Genomic DNA, 14535 nt, shown 5'->3' on the forward strand with positions numbered 1-14535 from the left:
GGTATGCCACGGATCGAAGGCAAGGCCACGCCTTTTGCGCCGGCGGTCCGACCCTACCTGCGGGGCATGGCCGACCCCATGCTGACCTTGACCCCCGAGGGCCTGTACTGCCCCGCCGGCGGCTTCCACATCGACCCGGTGCGCGCCGTCCCGCGTGCCGTCATCACCCACGGGCACGCCGACCACGCCCGTCCCGGCCACGGCGCGGTGCTCGCGACGCCCGAGACGCTCGCGATCATGGCGGTGCGCTACGGCGACGCCTTCACGGCGGCGCGCCAGCCCTCGCCCTACGGCGCGACCGTCACCGTGGGGGACGTCGGCGTGACCCTGCACCCCGCCGGCCACGTGCTCGGCTCGGCGCAGGTGCTGATGGAGCGGCCCGGCTGCCGTGCCGTGGTGTCGGGGGACTACAAGCGGCAGGGCGATCCGACCTGCGCGCCCTTCGAGCTGGTGCGCTGCGACCTGTTCGTCACGGAGGCGACGTTCGGCCTGCCGGTGTTCCGCCACCCGGAGGCGGCCGACGAGGTGGCGACGCTCCTTGAGTCCCTCGCGCTGTTCCCGGAGCGGCCTCACCTCGTCGGCGCCTATGCCCTCGGCAAGGCGCAGCGCGTCCTGGCGCTGCTCCGCGCCGCGGGCTACGACCGGCCGATCTACCTGCACGGCGCGCTGGAGCGGCTCACGCGCCACTATGCCGAGGCGGGGCTCCCGCTCGGCGAGCTCGTCCCGGTCCGTGACGTGGACCGCAAGGCGCTCGCCGGCGAGGTCGTGCTGTGCCCGCCGGCGTCGTTGTCGGACCGCTGGGCGCAGCGCTTCGGCGATGCGGTCACCGCCTTTGCCTCCGGCTGGATGCGCGTGCGGGCGAGGGCGCGTCAGCGCGGCGTGGAGCTGCCCCTCGTCATCTCAGACCATGCGGACTGGGAGGACCTGTGCACCACGGTCGTGGAGACGGGTGCCTCGCAGGTGTGGGTGACGCACGGTCAGGAGGACGCGTTGTGCCACTGGGCAAGGACGCAGGGCATCGACGCGCGGCCGCTCCACCTCATCGGCTACGGCGAGGAGGACGACGCCGAGACCCTTCCCGCGGACGCAGCCTGACCGCCTTCCTCCAGCACCCGTCGCGTCGCGCCGGGTGGTGCGGCTACTGCGTCGCGTAGACGATCTTGGCGATCCACTCGATCTCGTTCGCGGGGAACGCCGCGTCGGGATGCTCGGGGTTCACCGCGTGGAACTCGTAGTCGGTCGCCCGACGGGACTTCAGCACCTTCGCGACCACCTCGCCGTTGGACAGTCGCACGATCACACGGTCGCCCACCGCAATCTTCGCGTTCGGCGCCACGAAGAGCACGTCGCCGTCGCGGTAGAGCGGCTCCATCGAGGCCCCCGCCACCGACAACGCGTAGAGCGGCTCGTGGCGCCGGTCCGGGAAGTTGATGATGCGCTGCGGCTTCGGCAGCAGGATCGGTTCGTCGCGAACGCCTTCGGCGAACCCCGCACGGGCCTCGCCGATCAGGGGGACGGCGAGGCCCCCTGGGGCGAAGGCGTCGGAGCGCTCCCCGAACAGCTCCCCGATGGACGTGTTGGTTGCCCTCAACACCTTCGCGATGGACTCGGTCGACGGCCAGCGCGGCCGCCCGTCCGGTGCGAACCGCTTGCTCCTGTTGAACGTCGTGGGGTCGAGCCCCGCGCGGCGCGCCAGGCCAGATGCGGACAATCCGATCCTGGCGGCGAGGCCGTCGATCGCCCCCCAAACATCGTCGTGTGCGATCACCGTCCCGCCTCCTTCCAACCGAACGACCGCGGGACGGCCGGGGGACGGCCGGGTCGTTCCGCGCCAAACGCCCGCCCTTGGCGGCATCGGCGCAGCGCAATATGCTGCGGCAACAACTCAGCGACGGCGCGGGGGATAACATAGTTTCGCGGGCAACGGAACCGGAGGGGCTCCGAGCATCTGCTGCCGCTGCCGATGGTTCAGCGGACCCCGTGGAGGCCTCGGTCTTCAAGGTGTTGCGTCGCCGCGAGCTCGATGCGTTCCTGACGCACGGTCGGTTCGACGGGTCGGAGGACGATCGCCGCGATGGCTTCGTGCACCTGTCGACCAGGGACCAACTCGATGGCACGGTCGCCAAGCACTTCGCCGGCGAACGGGACCTCTTCATCCTCGAGTGCCGCATCCGGTCTGATGACGTCGCGCTGCGCTGGGAGACCTCGCGCGGCGGACGACGGTTCCCGCACCTTCATCGTCCGCTCGAGGCGTCCGACGTGCTTGCGGTCCGGCCGCTGACGGCCGCCGAGCCGCGGCGCGCTACCGCGCCCCGGAGCCGCAACTGATGTGGAGCTCGCTAGAGTTCAGGCTGCCCGAGGCCGCGCGCCGAGGAGCTTGCGGTTCACCAGGAGCTCGGCGATCTGCACCGCGTTCAGCGCGGCACCCTTGCGCAGGTTGTCGGCCACCACCCACATCGCGAGCCCGTTTTCGACCGTCGGGTCCTCGCGGATGCGGCTGATGTAGGTCGCGTCCTCGCCGGCGGCCTCGTAGGGCGTGACATAACCGCCCGGCTCGCGCTTGTCGACGACGAGGCAGCCCGGCGCCTCGCGCAGCAGGTCGCGGGCCTCCTCGGCCGACAAGGGCTCCTCGAGCTCCACGTTCACCGCCTCGGCGTGGGAGATGAACGTGGGCACGCGCACGCAGGTCGCGTGGACGAGGATCTTGGGGTCGAGGATCTTCTTCGTCTCCACCACCATCTTCCACTCCTCCTTGGTGGTGCCGTCCTCCATGAAGGTGTCGATGTGCGGGATCACGTTGAACGCCATGCGCTTGGGGAAGGCCTTCGACTCCACCGTGTCCGACACGAAGACCGCGCGGGTCTGGGCGAAGAGGTCGTCCATCGCCGCCTTCCCCGCACCCGACACCGATTGGTAGGTGGCGACGACGACCCTGCGGATGCGAGCACGGTCGTGGATCGGCTTCAGCGCCACGACGAGCTGGGCGGTCGAGCAGTTCGGGTTGGCGATGATGTTCTTGGCGCGGAAGCGCTCCACGGCGTCCGCGTTCACCTCCGGCACGACGAGCGGCACGTCCGGGTCCATGCGGAACGCGGAGGAGTTGTCGATGACCACGGCGTGGCGCGCGATCCTCGGCGTCCACTCGCGCGAGACGTCCCCGCCGGCGGACATCAGGCACAGGTCCACGGACGAGAAGTCGACCGTCTCGAGGGCCTCGCACTTCAGCGTCGCATCGCCGAAGGAGACTTCGGTGCCCTGGCTGCGGCGCGAGGCGACCGCGGTGACGCGATCGGCCGGGAAGCCGCGCTCTGCCATGATGTCGAGGATCTCGCGACCGACGTTCCCGGTCGCGCCGACGACGGCGACGTGAAGGGTCATGGGCTCCAAACCTGCGTTTGGCGCGTCCTAGGCTCGCAGTGCCCGTTTGTCCACGGTGGTGGGTGGATCATGCGCAGCATCGGGCGGCTCCGGATGATGGGGCCGCGACCGTGCTTCCGGCTGCGCCGGCGGTCCGTGGGCGGGCTTTCGCCAGCGGCCGAGCCGTCAGCCGCCTGCGCTGAGTGCCGGGCCGACGAGGACGGCGATGTACACGACGTAGGCGGTGAGGAGCGCTGCGCCGACGAGCCGGCCGATGCCGCGGCTCGCCGCCGCGAGCGCGACGAGGGCGAGCGCGGCGACGAGCATCACCCAGACGTCGAAGCGGGCGATCTCTGGCGGCACGTCGATGGGGACGACGAGCGCGGTGACGCCCGCGATCCCCAAAATGTTGAAGATGTTGGAGCCGATCACGTTGCCGAGCGCGACGTCCGCCTGCCGTCGCAGCGCGGCGACGACCGCGGTCGCGAGCTCGGGCAGGCTCGTCCCCACCGCGACCACGGTGAGGCCGATCACCGCCTCAGACACTCCGGCGATCGCGGCGAACTGGATCGCTGCGTCCACCAGGAGGTCCGCACCGACGACGACGCCGGCGATGCCGCCGACCGCGAGGGCGAGCCCGGTGCCGGCGCTCCGCGGCCACGTCACAACCTCGTCGCCCGACGCACCCTCGCGCAGTCCGCTGCGGAAGGCGAACGCGGTGTAGGCGGCCAGCGACAGGACGAGCACGGCCCCAGCCCAGCGGGCAAGCGAGCCAGTGAGGACGATCGCCGTCATGACGAGCGTGGCGCCGATGAGGACGGCCCCGTCGCGCCGCAGCGTCCCGCGTGGGACCGCGAGCGGCAGGATCAGCGCGCCGACCCCGAGGATGAGCAGGATGTTGGCGATGTTCGAGCCGACGATGTTGCCCACCGCGACGCCCGGTGCATCGCGCAGCGCCGCCGCGAGGCTCGCAACGAGCTCGGGCGTCGAGGTGCCGAACCCGACGAGCGTCAGGCCGATCACGAGGGGCGGCACCGACAGCCGCGTCGCCAGCGCCACGGCACCACGCACGAGCGCGTCACCCCCGGCCAAGAGCAGGACGAGGCCGACGACGAGTTCGAGGATGGGCATGTCGGCTCTCGTGGTGATCGCGCGCGGGCTGCGCCGCGGACAGATGATGCCGTGCAGGCGAGCCGCAAGGGCATCGGCCGTTCGTGCCTCCCAGGTGGCAACCTCGCGCTGGGCGCCTGCGTTCAGGGATCGAGGCGCGCCGGGCGCCGGACCGAGACCGTCTGCCATGAAGCGCTTCGCCTGCCGCAACTGCGGCAACGAGATCTACTTCGAGTCCACCACGTGCGTGCGCTGCGGCAACACGCTGGGCTACGCGCCGCAGCGCGAGGCGTTCCTGTCGACGCCGCTTGGCGGGACATGGACGGCGGACGGCGAGCATTACGCGCTGTGCGCCAACGCGGAGCACCTCGCCTGCAACTGGCTGGTGCCGCAGGCCGCGGCGGACGCGCTGTGCGTCGCATGCGGCCACAACCGCACGATCCCCGACCTATCCGACGCCGACGCGATCGAGCGCTGGCGCTGCCTCGAGTTCGCCAAGCGCACGCTGTTCTACTCACTCATGCGCTGGAGGTTGCCGCACCCCACGAAGGCGGAGGACGAGGAGAAAGGTCTAGCGTTCGACCTCCTCGCCGACACCACCGCCGAGGACGGCACCATCAACAACGTCATGACAGGCCACGCCAACGGGCTGATCACCATCGCCATCGCCGAGGGCGACGACGCGGAGCGTGAGCGACGGCGCACCCAGATGGGCGAGCCCTACCGCACGCTGATCGGTCACTTCAGGCACGAGGTCGGGCACTACTATTGGGAGCGCCTCGTCAGCGACGCTGGCCGGCTGGACGCCTGCCGCGCGCTGTTCGGCGACGACCGCGAGGACTACGCCGAGGCGCTTCAGCGGCACTACCGCGAGGGGCCGCCGCCGGACTGGCAGGACCGCTTCATCACCTCGTACGCCTCCTCGCACCCGTGGGAGGATTGGGCGGAGACGTTCGCGCACTACCTCCACATGGTCGACGCGCTGGAGACCGCGGCGTCCTACGGACTGCGCACCCGCGCCTTGGGCGACGTCGACACGGTCGTCGACCTCGATCCCTACACCGAGGGGTCGGTACGGGACCTCCTTGCGGCGTGGGTGCCGGTGACGGTGTCGCTCAACGCGATCAACCGCTCGATGGGCCAGCCGGACCTTTACCCCTTCGTCGTGTCGGTCCCGGTGGAGGAGAAGCTCGGCTTCGTGCACGACCTGCTGCGCGCGGAGGCGGCGTCCAGCGGCGCCGCCGCGCGTGAGCTTGGTCGGGCGGCCGTGGCGAATGCCCGGGCGTCTGCGCGCTGAGGCCGCGCCGCGCCCGCTGTCGGAGCGAGCTGCGCGCGCTATGATGGCCGGGTGCTCGACACCCTCGCACCGCCGCGCGCCGACACGGCGCTGCCCGAGCCGTTCGCCGGATGGTTCGCCGCGCGCGGCTGGTCGCCGCGGCCACATCAGCTCGAGCTCCTCGAGAAGGCCGAGGTGGGACGCTCCGCGCTCCTCATCGCGCCCACCGGGGCGGGCAAGACGCTCGCCGGCTTCCTCCCGAGCCTGATCGAGCTCGAGCGGCAGAACCGCCGACGCAACGCGCCCGTGCGGGAAGGGCCGCACACACTCTACATCTCGCCCCTCAAGGCGCTCGCGGTGGACATCGCCCGCAACCTCGAGCGCCCCATCGCCGAGATGGACCTTCCCGTCACCGTGGAGACGCGCACCGGCGACACGCCGCACGCCAGGCGACGCCGACAGAAGGACGCGCCCCCGGACATCCTGCTGACGACGGCTGAGCAGGTGTCGCTCCTCATCAGCCAGCGGGACGCGGCGCGCTTCTTCAGCGAGCTGAAGGTCGTCATCGTCGACGAGCTGCACTCCCTGGTGACGTCGAAGCGCGGCCACCTCCTCGCGCTCGGCATCGCGCGGCTGCGCCGGCACGCGCCGGATCTGCGGACGGTGGGCCTGTCGGCGACCGTCGCGCAGCCCGACGAGCTGCGCGGCTGGCTCGCGGCGCAGCCCGGCGGCGACGAGGATGTTCCGTTGGCGGACCTCATCGTCGTGGAGGGCGGCGCCAAGCCGGACCTGTCGATCCTGAAGACGGACGCGCGGCTTCCCTGGTCCGGCCACATGACGCGCTGGGCGGCGCCGGAGGTCTACGAGCTCATCAAGGCGCACCGCACGAGCCTCGTCTTCGTCAACACGCGGAGCCAGGCGGAGGGCATCTTCCACGAGCTGTGGCGGCTCAACGAGGACACCCTGCCCATCGCCATTCACCACGGCTCGCTGGACCGCGAGCAGCGCCGCAAGGTGGAGGCCGCGATGGCGGACAACGCGCTGCGCGCCATCGTGTGCACCTCCACCCTCGACCTCGGCATCGACTGGGGCGACGTCGACCTCGTCATCCACGTGGGGGCGCCGAAGGGCGCGTCGCGCCTCGCCCAGCGGATCGGACGGGCGAACCACCGGATGGACGAGCCGTCCAAGGCGATCCTCGTCCCGTCCAACCGGTTCGAGGTGATGGAGTGTCAAGCAGCCCTCGACGCCTCCTACCTCGGCCACCAGGACACGCCGCCCATCACCGAGGGCGCGCTCGACGTGCTCTGCCAGCACGTCCTCGGCATGGCCGTCGCCGATCCCTTCGACGCGGTCGTGCTCCACGAGGAGGTGCGCTCCGCCTACCCCTACCGCACGCTCGACTGGGAGACGTTCGAGCGCGTCGTCGACTACGTGGCGACCGGCGGCTACGCGCTGCGCGCCTACGAGCGCTACGCCAAGATCCGCGTCGGCCGGGACGGGCGCTGGCGCATCACGCACCCGAACGTCGCCAAGCAGTACCGGCTCAACGTCGGCTCCATCGTCGAGCTCGCCTCGCTGCCGGTCCGCCTCGTCACGCGGCGCAACGGGGTGCTGCAGAAGCGCGGCCCGGTGCTGGGGCAGCTCGAGGAGTTCTTCCTGACCTCGCTGTCGCCAGGCGACACGTTCCTGTTCGGCGGCCACGTGCTGCGCATGGAGGGCGTGCGCGACAACGAGGTGCACGTGACGAAGACCGTGCAGACCGACCCGCAGGTGCCGTACTATGGCGGCTCGAAGTTCCCGCTCACCACCTACCTCGCGTCGGGCGTGCGCGCGATGCTCGCCGATCCAGCGCGCCGCTCAGCGCTGCCCGACCAGGTTCGCGAGTGGCTCGAGCTTCAGGGTGTCCGCTCGATCCTGCCGTCCTCCGACCAGCTGCTCGTCGAGACCTTTCCCCGTGGGAAGCGGCACTACCTCGTCGCCTACCCCTTCGAGGGGCGCCTCGCGCACCAGACGCTCGGCATGCTTCTGACCCGCCGACTGGAGCGCGCGCGCCTCAAGCCCATGGGGTTCGTCGCCTCGGACTACGCGCTTGCGGTGTGGGCGATGGCGGACCTCTCGGCGCACTACGACGGCGCCACGAACACAATGACCGAGCTGTTCGACGAGGACATGCTGGGCGATGACCTCGACGAGTGGCTCGCCGACTCGATGCTGATGAAGCGCACCTTTCGCGCGGTGGCGCAGATCGCGCACCTCGTAGAGCGCCGCCACCCGGGTCAGGAGAAGACGGGGCGGCAGATCACCGTCTCCACCGACCTCGTCTACGACGTGCTGCGCTCCCACGAGCCGGACCACATCCTGCTGCGTGCCACATGGGCGGACGCGGCGACCGGCCTCCTCGACATCCGCCGGCTCGGCGCGATGCTTACCCGGGTGAAGGGGGACATCGTCCACAAGCGGCTTGAGCGGATCTCGCCGCTTGCCGTACCCATCATGCTCGAGATCGGTCGCGAGACGATCCAGGGCGAGGCGTCGGAGGCCCTCCTCGCCGAGGTGGCGGACGAGTTGGTGCGGGAGGCGATGGAGTGAGCGAGACGCCGTTCGGCACGAGCGCGATGGCGGCGTTCTCGCTGGCCGGACCCCGTCCAACACGGCCGCGCGTGCCGGCCGTCGAGCCCGAAGCGACCGAGGCGCGCGTCGCTGGGATCGAAGCCGTCCTCGACCCGACGGGCGCGCTCTACTGGCCGGCTGAAAACCTCCTCGTCGTCTCGGACCTTCACCTCGAGACCGGCTCCTCCTACGCTCGCACCGGGCAGATGCTGCCGCCCTACGACACCCGCGAGACCCTGGCACGCCTGTCGCGGGCCATCACGCGGCACCGGCCTGCACGGGTTCTTTCGCTCGGCGATTCGTTCCACGACCGCGGTGGCGTCGAGCGCATGACGCCCGAGGATCGCGCGATGGTCGACCGGCTGACCGGGGGCGCCGAGTTCATCTGGGTCACGGGCAACCACGAAGGCGATTGCGCGAGGATGCTCGCCGGTACCGTCTGCGACGAGATCACGATGGGCGGCGTCGCCTTCAGGCACATCCCATCGCCTGACATCGCGGGGCGCGAGGTTGCCGGCCACCTCCATCCCGCCGCGCGCATCATCCTGCGCGGCCGGACCCTGCGCCGACGCTGCTTCATCGCTTGCGAGCGGCGCGTGGTCATGCCCGCCTTCGGCTGCCTCACCGGCGGGCTGTCGGTGGCCGACCCCGCCTTCGCGCCGCTGTGGCCGGCGACGACCCCCAAGCTTTACTTCTGCGGCCGCGAGCGCGTCTACGCGGTCTGATTGACCGCTGCGTCACGCACCCCCACATTCGGCGGTGCGGGAGCGGAGGCCAAAGGCTTGGCACGGCTCATGATCACGAGCGTCTACGACGCCTTCAAGGAGGCCGGCGCCAGCGAGAACAGCGCTCGCGCGGCCGCGGGGGAGCTCGCCGACTTCGACAACCGCTTCGATGCCCTCGAGCGACGCATGGACCGGCTCGAGGCGTCGCTGAACGCCAGGATCGACCGCGTCGAGGCATCGCTGAACGCGAGGATCGACCAGGTCGAGGCGTCGCTGAACGCCAGGATCGACCAGGTCGAAGGGTCGCTCAACGCGAGGATCGACCGCGTCGAGGCCACGCTGAGCGCGCGCATCGACCGTATGCAAGGCGAGATCAACCTGTTGAAGTGGATGGCCGGCGCGAACATCGCGCTCAGCGTCGCCGTCCTCGTGCGCCTCCTCACCCAGTAGGCGCTTGGCTCAGCGTCGGCGGGCGCGGGCGAGGAGCAGCGTGCCGACGAGGCCGAGCGTCGCCGCGGCGACCGCGCCGGGATGCATCTGCGCCTCCAACAGGAGGCTCGAGCGGCGCGGCGACGGCTCCGGCATCCCGGAGCGCTCCGAGCCGTCCCTCGCCGGGCTCTCGAGGTTGTCGCGCGTGCCCTCGCGCGGCGTCCCTCTAGACGTCTGCATGGGCTTGCCGACCAGCTCCATCGCAAGGTCGGTGAGCGTCGGCGCGAGCGCCCCCATGAGGCTCACCGCCCAGCCGCCACCGCCGACGACCAGGTCGCGCACGTCGTGCTCGCAGGCGTGGGCGATCGCCTTGGCCACCACATCCGGGTGGTAGGACGGGGGTGGGTTCTTGGTTCCCGCCGCGTCGAGGTAGTTCCGGCCGTGCTCCATGTACGGCGTGTCGATGGCGGCAGGCTTGATGAGCGTGACCGAGACCGCGAGGCCCGCCTCGGCGAGCTCCATGCGCAGCGCGTCGGTGAACCCCTTCACCGCGTGCTTGGAGGCGGAGTACGGACCCTGGAAGATCATCGCGCGGTCCGACAGGACGCTGCCGACGTTGATGACCTTGCCACGCCCACCGGCGGCGCGGAACACCTCGACTGCCGCGAGCGAGCCGTTCACAACGCCCCAGTAGTTCGTCTCGAACAGGCGGCGCTGCTCGTCGAGGGGGACGTCGACGATGGCGCCGTAGATCGCGACGCCGGCGTCGTTGATCCAGGTGTCGAGGCGCCCGAAGCGCTCGCGCGTGTCGCGTGCGATCCGGCGGAGCGCCTCGGCGTCCGCGACGTCGGCGGGCATCGCAGCGGCGCGGCCGCCCTCGCTCGAGAGCTCCTGTTCGAGGTTGGTCAGCGCCTCGTCGTTGCGTGCGACGAGGACGAGCGTCGCGCCGGCGGCCGACAGGCGGCGCGCCGTGGCAAGGCCGATGCCGCTGGTCGCGCCCGTGAGAACGACCACCTGCTCGGACAGGGGAGGAAGCGTCATCGAGGTGGACTCCGATCAGGGGGTGAGGACGACCTTGACGCAGCCGTCGGCCTTGTCGCGGAACGCCTTGTAGAGCGCCGGCGCGTCCTCCAGCGTTCCGCGGTGGCTGATGATGAACGAGGGGTCGATGTCGCCCTCCTCGATGCGACGCAGCAGCTCGGGCGCGTGCTTGAGGACGTGGGTCTGCCCCATCTTGAACGTCAGCGCCTTGCCGAAGGCGGCGCCGATGGGGAACTTGTCGACCATGCCAGCATAGACCCCAGGCATCGACACGGTGCCGCCCTTGCGACAGCAAAAGATCGCCTCGCGAAGCGCGTGCGGACGGTCAGTCTCCTGCATCGTCAGCGTCTTGACCTGGTCGTAGACGGTGTCGATGACGCCGGAGCCGTGCGCCTCCAGCCCGACGGCGTCGATGACGCTGTCGGGCAGCCGCCCGTCCGTGCGGTCCATGAGGACGTCGTAGGGCTTCTCGTGGCTCGTGAACATCACCTCGGCGCCGTGCGCCACGGCGAGCGCCAGGCGCTCGGGCACGTTGTCGATGACGAACACACGCTCGGCGCCGAGCAGGAAGCACGACTTCAGCGCCATCAGCCCGACGGGCCCCGCACCCCAGATCGCGACGGTGCCGCCTGGTTTGATGTCGGCGTTGACCGCAGCCTGGTAGCCCGTCGGCAGGATGTCGGTGAGGAACAGCACCTTCTCGTCGTCGAGGTGCTCGGGAACCTTGAGGTGCGTCGTGTCGGCGTAGGGGATGCGAACGTATTCCGCCTGACCACCCGGGTAGCCGCCATAAAGATGTGAGTAACCGAACAGTCCGGCGCCCGACTGACCGTAGATCTGGCGCAGCTTTTCGGCGTCTGGGTTCGAGTTGTCGCACAGCGAGTAAAGCTCGTCGTGGCAGAAGGGGCACTCACCGCAGGTGATGTTGAACGGGACGATGACGCGGTCGCCCTTCTCCAGCTTCGTCACGGCCGAGCCGACCTCGACGACCTCGCCCATGAACTCGTGGCCAATGACGTCGCCCGCCTTCATCTGCGGCATGAAGCCGTCGTAGATGTGCAGGTCCGAGCCGCAGATGGCGGTGGAGGACACCTTGATGATCGCGTCGCGCGGATCCTCGATCGTGGGATCGTCGACGGTGTCGACCTGCATCTTCCCGGAGCCGTGGTACGTGACCGCGCGCATGAGCGTTCCTTGCGTTGCCGCGGGACAACGTCGGGAGGACGGCATCGTTCTCGACCGTTTGGGTGGGAAAATGTCACAGGCGCGCCATGTCGTGCACGCTCGCGGTCGGGGGTGCGTCGCGGCGGGCGTCGGGTTAGGAGGCTCGGGGGGAGCCGACATGGACGCCATCAGCCTCAAGCAGAAGCCTTCGACGCCGCTCAGGCACGTGCTGTCGTCGAGCCAGTTCGACCGGCCGTCGCTCGAGTACTTGTGTCAGCTCACCAACACGATCCGGCGCTTCGACAAGAGCCGCGAGGGGCTCGCCTACCTTGCCTCGCTGCTCTCCCACAAGCGGGCGATGCTGTACTTTACGCAACCCTCGACGCGCACCTTCCTGTCCTTCCATTCCGCCTGCCAGATCGTCGGCATCACGGCCTCGGAGATCCGCGACGCAGCGACGTCCTCCGAGCGCAAGGGCGAGAGCGTGGAGGATTCGCTGCGCACGTTCTCCTCATACGTCGACCTCATCATCATGCGCTCGCCCATCGCGGGGCTGTGCGACCGCATCGCGGCGCTCCTCGACGCGACGCCTAGGCCCGTGCCCATCATCAACGCCGGGTCGGGACCGGACGAGCACCCGACGCAGGCGCTCCTCGACATCTACACGCTGACGCGCTCGCTGCGCACGCGCGGCGGCATCGACGGCAAGACGATCTGCATGGTCGGCGACCTCAAACGGGGGCGTACGGTCCGCTCGCTGTCGCGCCTGCTTGCCAACTATCAGGGCGTGACCTTGAGGTTCTCCTCGCCCCCGGCCTTCAGGATCGCGGACGACCTGCGGCGCGACCTTGCAGCTGCCGGGGTCGCGTTCGTCGAGACCGACGAGTTCCTGTCCGCCGTCGCGGGCGCGGACGCCGTCTACATGACGCGGATTCAGGATGAGTACGACCTCGAGGCGGACGCGCGTGGCACGGTCGATTACCGGCGCTACCACCTGCGCGCGGAACACCTTCCGGCGCTGCGCGAGGACTGCGTCATCATGCATCCGCTGCCACGGCGCGACGAGCTCGACCCTGAGATCGACCGCGACCCGCGCGCCAAGTACTGGCGACAGGAGCGCAACGGCATGTGGGTGCGCGTCGCGGTCCTCACCATGCTGTTCGGCGTCGACAACCGGGTCGAGCTGCCCGAGCTATGACGATCTGCCGGTCGCTGCGCGCCGGCGCCTGAGCCGTCGCACCGGCGCACGGCGCAGCAGCGAGCGGATGAGACGGCGCAGCCCGACGGGGCGGATCGGATCGGCCGCGTCCGACTCGGCGAAGAGCTCCTCGGCAAGGCTGAGCTCACGCGGCTCGAGCGGCACGAGGTGAGGCCGTCCACCCATGTTGAGCGCCTGGATGGCGTTGATCAGGGAGCCGTTGGCGCGCTCCAACGCGGCGGTCACCTCGGCGGCCGGCACGCCGACGTGCTCGGCCACGAGCCCGTCGCGGACGGTGCGGACCTGCGCCCGCAGGTCCGGGTCGGCGCCAGCGTCGAGGACGAGGTCGCACTCGCTGTCGTAGCCCATCGAGCGGTTGTTGAGGTTCGCCGAGCCGACCTTCAGCGCGACGTCGTCGGCGAACATGATCTTGGCGTGCACGTAGATCGGCGTGCCGCGCGCCGTCACCGGATAGTAGATGCGCAGGCGACCATGAACGTCAGCCTCCTTGAGGAGGCGGAGCATGCGCACGCGCGCCGTGTCCATGGCCTTCGCCTCGAGCCAGCCGTCAGCGGTCTCGGGGTTGATGATGACGATCTCCGGCCCAGCCGGCTCCGACAGACGCTCGGCGAGCGCCTCGCAGATGCGCCGAGCCGCTAGGTACTGGCTTTCGATGTACAGGCATCGCTCGGCCCGCCGGATCATTGCGTAGGTCGCGGCGAGGATCTCGCTGACCGGTGCGCGGTCCTCGTAGCGCGGCAGGGTGCGGGCGATGCCGAGCGCGATGCCGTGGAAGTCCGGCTCGAGGCCTGCGGGCCACGGGTCCTCGGCGACGTCCACCGGGCCGAGGACCTCGTCGGTCGCCCAGCGCCAGCGATCGGCGGCGAGCCTTGCCAGGGCGCGCGCTGCGGGACCCGACACGCAGCTCGTCACGTCGTGCCACGGTGGCATCGGCTTGCCTCGCGGCGAGCGACGGCCGTGCCGCTCCTCGCGGTGCTCGCGGGTGTCCCAACGACCCATCGTCATGTCGATGCCGCCGCAGAAGGCGAGCTTGTCGTCGACGACAAGGATCTTCATGTGGTGGGCCGACGTCGTCGGGTGGGCGCTGTCGAGGCGGAAGTCGATGCCGCGCGGCCAGAGCCAATGCAGGACGTAGGCCGGAGTCTCGCCTCGCCCGAGCGAGCGCAGGATGCCGATGTCCCACTTGAGGATGCGCACCTCGAGGTCAGGCCGGGTCTTCGCCAGCCAGTCGAAGAACGCGCCCACCCTGTTGGGTCCCTCGACCGTCTGTCCCTCGGGCTCGAGCTCGATGCGAGCGTCGAAGTCCCACCCGACGAGGAGGACGCGCCGGCGCGCCTTCACCATCGCCGCCTTGGCGAGGCGGAAGTAGTCCGCGGCGTCGATGATGAGGGCGAAGCGTTCGGCCTCCGCAACGGTCCAGACCGTGTCGTCGGGAACAAGCACGTCTCGGGTCATGGGTCGCTCGCGCATCGCTCGATCGGGCAGCGGCTGTCGGCCTCCAAGGCTCGGGTGCCTTGGGACCCAGGCCGAACGTCGACGATCAGACCGACCGCCGATCGCCTACCACACCGTGCCATCGGCGGTCACCGCCGATCATGCGC

Annotated in this window: 13 protein-coding genes; 7 read left to right on the forward strand and 6 right to left on the reverse strand. The window is 70.2% G+C overall.

Annotation, left to right across the window (positions count from 1 at the left end):
* Positions 1 to 78 precede the first annotated feature (78 nt).
* The gene (locus ACOOE8_RS12700; RefSeq protein WP_420391819.1) at positions 79 to 1095 is read left to right on the forward strand and encodes a ligase-associated DNA damage response exonuclease; all 1017 of its coding nucleotides are present in this window, start codon (positions 79 to 81) and stop codon (positions 1093 to 1095) included.
* Between the two features lie 43 nt (positions 1096 to 1138).
* Here the strand turns inward: ACOOE8_RS12700 and ACOOE8_RS12705 are convergent, their stop codons facing one another.
* A complete protein-coding gene (locus ACOOE8_RS12705; RefSeq protein WP_420391820.1) occupies positions 1139 to 1768 on the reverse strand; it encodes a S24 family peptidase in 630 nt (209 codons plus the stop codon).
* Positions 1769 to 1845: 77 nt separating this feature from the next.
* On the opposite strand from ACOOE8_RS12705, the gene ACOOE8_RS12710 reads away from it, so the two are divergent.
* Positions 1846 to 2328 (forward strand): DUF952 domain-containing protein, encoded by a 483-nt coding sequence (locus ACOOE8_RS12710; RefSeq protein ID WP_420391821.1) that lies wholly within the window; start codon positions 1846 to 1848, stop codon positions 2326 to 2328.
* An 18-nt stretch (positions 2329 to 2346) separates the two neighbouring features.
* Here ACOOE8_RS12710 and ACOOE8_RS12715 read toward each other — a convergent pair whose 3' ends face one another.
* On the reverse strand, positions 2347 to 3378 hold the full coding sequence (locus tag ACOOE8_RS12715) for an aspartate-semialdehyde dehydrogenase (RefSeq protein WP_420391822.1): 1032 nt from the start codon (positions 3376 to 3378) through the stop codon (positions 2347 to 2349).
* Between the two features lie 165 nt (positions 3379 to 3543).
* The gene (locus tag ACOOE8_RS12720; RefSeq protein ID WP_420391823.1) at positions 3544 to 4488 is read right to left on the reverse strand and encodes a calcium/sodium antiporter; all 945 of its coding nucleotides are present in this window, start codon (positions 4486 to 4488) and stop codon (positions 3544 to 3546) included.
* 166 nt (positions 4489 to 4654) lie between these two features.
* Between ACOOE8_RS12720 and ACOOE8_RS12725 the strand changes: the two genes are divergently transcribed.
* The 4 genes from ACOOE8_RS12725 to ACOOE8_RS12740 are packed head-to-tail and all read left to right on the forward strand — an operon-like array spanning position 4655 to position 9531.
* A complete protein-coding gene (locus ACOOE8_RS12725; protein WP_420391824.1) occupies positions 4655 to 5764 on the forward strand; it encodes a zinc-binding metallopeptidase family protein in 1110 nt (369 codons plus the stop codon).
* Between the two features lie 51 nt (positions 5765 to 5815).
* Complete coding sequence (locus ACOOE8_RS12730) at positions 5816 to 8335, forward strand: ligase-associated DNA damage response DEXH box helicase (protein ID WP_420391825.1); 2520 nt, start codon at positions 5816 to 5818, stop codon at positions 8333 to 8335.
* Positions 8332 to 9081: a ligase-associated DNA damage response endonuclease PdeM gene (gene pdeM, locus ACOOE8_RS12735; RefSeq protein ID WP_420391826.1), complete on the forward strand. Its 750-nt coding sequence runs from the start codon at positions 8332 to 8334 to the stop codon at positions 9079 to 9081. The genes ACOOE8_RS12730 and pdeM overlap by 4 nt, the downstream gene beginning before the upstream one ends.
* A 57-nt stretch (positions 9082 to 9138) precedes the next feature.
* The gene (locus tag ACOOE8_RS12740) at positions 9139 to 9531 is read left to right on the forward strand and encodes a hypothetical protein (RefSeq protein WP_420391827.1); all 393 of its coding nucleotides are present in this window, start codon (positions 9139 to 9141) and stop codon (positions 9529 to 9531) included.
* A 9-nt stretch (positions 9532 to 9540) separates the two neighbouring features.
* Here the strand turns inward: ACOOE8_RS12740 and ACOOE8_RS12745 are convergent, their stop codons facing one another.
* Both ACOOE8_RS12745 and ACOOE8_RS12750 read right to left on the reverse strand, forming a co-directional pair.
* Complete coding sequence (locus ACOOE8_RS12745) at positions 9541 to 10551, reverse strand: SDR family oxidoreductase (RefSeq protein WP_420391828.1); 1011 nt, start codon at positions 10549 to 10551, stop codon at positions 9541 to 9543.
* A gap of 15 nt (positions 10552 to 10566) precedes the next feature.
* Positions 10567 to 11736, reverse strand: coding sequence for a zinc-dependent alcohol dehydrogenase (locus ACOOE8_RS12750; protein WP_420391829.1), 1170 nt, complete (start codon positions 11734 to 11736; stop codon positions 10567 to 10569).
* Between the two features lie 157 nt (positions 11737 to 11893).
* Here ACOOE8_RS12750 and ACOOE8_RS12755 point away from each other — a divergent pair, with 157 nt between their 5' ends.
* Entirely contained in the window at positions 11894 to 12913 is a 1020-nt protein-coding gene (locus ACOOE8_RS12755) for an aspartate/ornithine carbamoyltransferase family protein (protein ID WP_420391830.1), read from the forward strand.
* On the opposite strand, the gene ACOOE8_RS12760 is transcribed toward ACOOE8_RS12755, so the two are convergent.
* Positions 12908 to 14389 carry a phospholipase D-like domain-containing protein gene (locus tag ACOOE8_RS12760; RefSeq protein WP_420391831.1) on the reverse strand — a complete coding sequence of 494 codons (1482 nt, stop codon included), beginning with the start codon at positions 14387 to 14389 and terminating at the stop codon, positions 12908 to 12910. The genes ACOOE8_RS12755 and ACOOE8_RS12760 overlap by 6 nt on opposite strands.
* Between the last annotated feature and the right edge of the window lie 146 nt (positions 14390 to 14535).

It is taken from the genome of Acuticoccus sp., assembly GCF_965213555.1.
Taxonomy (GTDB): domain Bacteria; phylum Pseudomonadota; class Alphaproteobacteria; order Rhizobiales; family Amorphaceae; genus Acuticoccus.

What these genes read in the sequence shown, in the direction of transcription:
- ACOOE8_RS12745 (WP_420391828.1), bottom strand. Translation starts at nt 10,551, where the DNA reads ATGACGCTTCCTCCCCTGTCCGAGCAGGTGGTCGTTCTCACGGGCGCG.
- ACOOE8_RS12755 (WP_420391830.1), top strand. Translation starts at nt 11,894, where the DNA reads ATGGACGCCATCAGCCTCAAGCAGAAGCCTTCGACGCCGCTCAGGCAC.
- ACOOE8_RS12700 (WP_420391819.1), top strand. Translation starts at nt 79, where the DNA reads ATGCTGACCTTGACCCCCGAGGGCCTGTACTGCCCCGCCGGCGGCTTC.
- ACOOE8_RS12720 (WP_420391823.1), bottom strand. Translation starts at nt 4,488, where the DNA reads ATGCCCATCCTCGAACTCGTCGTCGGCCTCGTCCTGCTCTTGGCCGGG.
- ACOOE8_RS12750 (WP_420391829.1), bottom strand. Translation starts at nt 11,736, where the DNA reads ATGCGCGCGGTCACGTACCACGGCTCCGGGAAGATGCAGGTCGACACC.
- ACOOE8_RS12725 (WP_420391824.1), top strand. Translation starts at nt 4,655, where the DNA reads ATGAAGCGCTTCGCCTGCCGCAACTGCGGCAACGAGATCTACTTCGAG.
- ACOOE8_RS12715 (WP_420391822.1), bottom strand. Translation starts at nt 3,378, where the DNA reads ATGACCCTTCACGTCGCCGTCGTCGGCGCGACCGGGAACGTCGGTCGC.
- ACOOE8_RS12760 (WP_420391831.1), bottom strand. Translation starts at nt 14,389, where the DNA reads ATGACCCGAGACGTGCTTGTTCCCGACGACACGGTCTGGACCGTTGCG.